The following is a 1563-nucleotide window of genomic DNA, read 5'->3' as shown; positions in this document are numbered from 1 at the left end:
GCCGTTTGATGCACGCCTTTGATCACATCCGTTTTCCAGTCGTATTCTCCATTTGCGCCGATAGTTAAACCTCCCGTGGAGTGATCGGCGGTGACAACGAGCAAAGTGTCAGGATGAGCATCAACATACGCCTTGGCTAAAGCAATCGACTTAGCAAAATCATCCATTTCAGCCATCGCGCATGCTATGTCATTCGCATGACCGCACCAGTCGATTTGGCTTCCTTCGATCATGACGAAAAAGCCATGCTCTGAGCGCGACAATAACGACAGCGCCTTGTTCGTCATCTTCTCGAGTCGGTTGGGGTTGTCATCCAAAGCAAACGGAAATGCTTTGTCGGCAAACAACCCAATCGCAGGCAATGTTTGCAACGAAGGCAAGGTATCAAAATCCGTTAGGTAGTGATAACCCTGCATTTTAAATTCTTCAATCAGATTTCTGTCTTCACGCTCAAAATATCGAACACCACCACCAAGTAACAGATCGACGGGCAGCTTTCCATTTACTTTGTTATCCAAGTAGTCGTCTGCTATCTGATCATAATTACGACGAGATTCGTTGTGCGCGGCAAAGCTTGCGGGCGTCGCGTGGTTAATTTGCGAAGTCGCCACCAAAGCGGTTGTCATGCCCTGCTCTTTCGCTACTTCCAACATCGTTTTAACTGGCTTTTTATGGGTATCGACAGCGACGGCGCCATTGTAACTCTTTATACCACTGCTTAAGGCCGTCGCGCCTGCTGCACTGTCAGTGACATAAGTATCATCATCGGGATAGGTGTGAGCCATGCCAACCAGTATCGAGTCAAAGACTGTAGGCTCAATCTGTTTAGTCTCTGGGTTATCTTGATAATAACGGTAGGCGGTTGTGTAGGCAGGGCCCATTCCATCACCGATCATATAAATAATATTTTTCGGTGCTTCATTGGCGTGAACAAACCCGGCCAGTAAACTGGCCGCAAGTAAAGAGTATCTGATTGTCATATTTCATCCATGAAAAAGTGACTGCGAGTATAAGCCGTCACTTTAATTACTGTTTTGCTTACAAGTATTCATCAATACTATCATTCAGTTAGGATGAAACCGCGTATTACATCATGGTTTTGCAACCCAAATCATTTCTTAAATAGGATCACTTCTGTACGTAGGCCAGCTTTAGGTGTCTCATTCGGGTTATTCAAGTAGCGCTCAATCCCCAAAGGCTTGCTCTTCACTTTTATGCCGTTTTGGCGTGTCAAATTCATCCCTAACGACCACGCATTGCCCAAAAACTGGTAGTCACCTTTGTGCTCAATCACAAAAGTTTCACACGCTGGAATCGTGCCAAACACAAAACCATTTGGTACCTCTACCATTTCACTCACGGGCAAGCAGGTTACAAATTCAAAATGACCGAGCTTCATGTCCATTGAAAGGTAATAGCAGAACAGTTCGCCGCTGACGGGCAGACTTTCTTTCTGCATCAGTTCGTACAGTCTTTGAGTTTGCTTTTTCATGATTGGACCAAGCTCAGGAATTGTGCCTGAACCTTGCAAACCAACGTAATGAATCAAATCTTGATGACGAG

General features: G+C 45.4%; 2 protein-coding genes. Both read right to left on the bottom strand.

Annotated elements, in window-relative coordinates; all coding sequences use genetic code 11:
* A partial coding sequence (locus R7O12_RS24415) for an alkaline phosphatase (RefSeq protein ID WP_318126620.1) occupies positions 1-980 on the bottom strand: 980 nt, incomplete at its 3' end.
* Positions 981-1111: 131 nt separating this feature from the next.
* Positions 1112-1563, bottom strand: a 452-nt coding sequence (locus R7O12_RS24410) for a GyrI-like domain-containing protein (protein ID WP_318126619.1), incomplete at its 5' end; no start/stop codon positions are given.

This window comes from Vibrio sp. Vb1574 (assembly GCF_033338675.1).
This window is presented reverse-complemented; position numbering and strand designations above follow the sequence as displayed.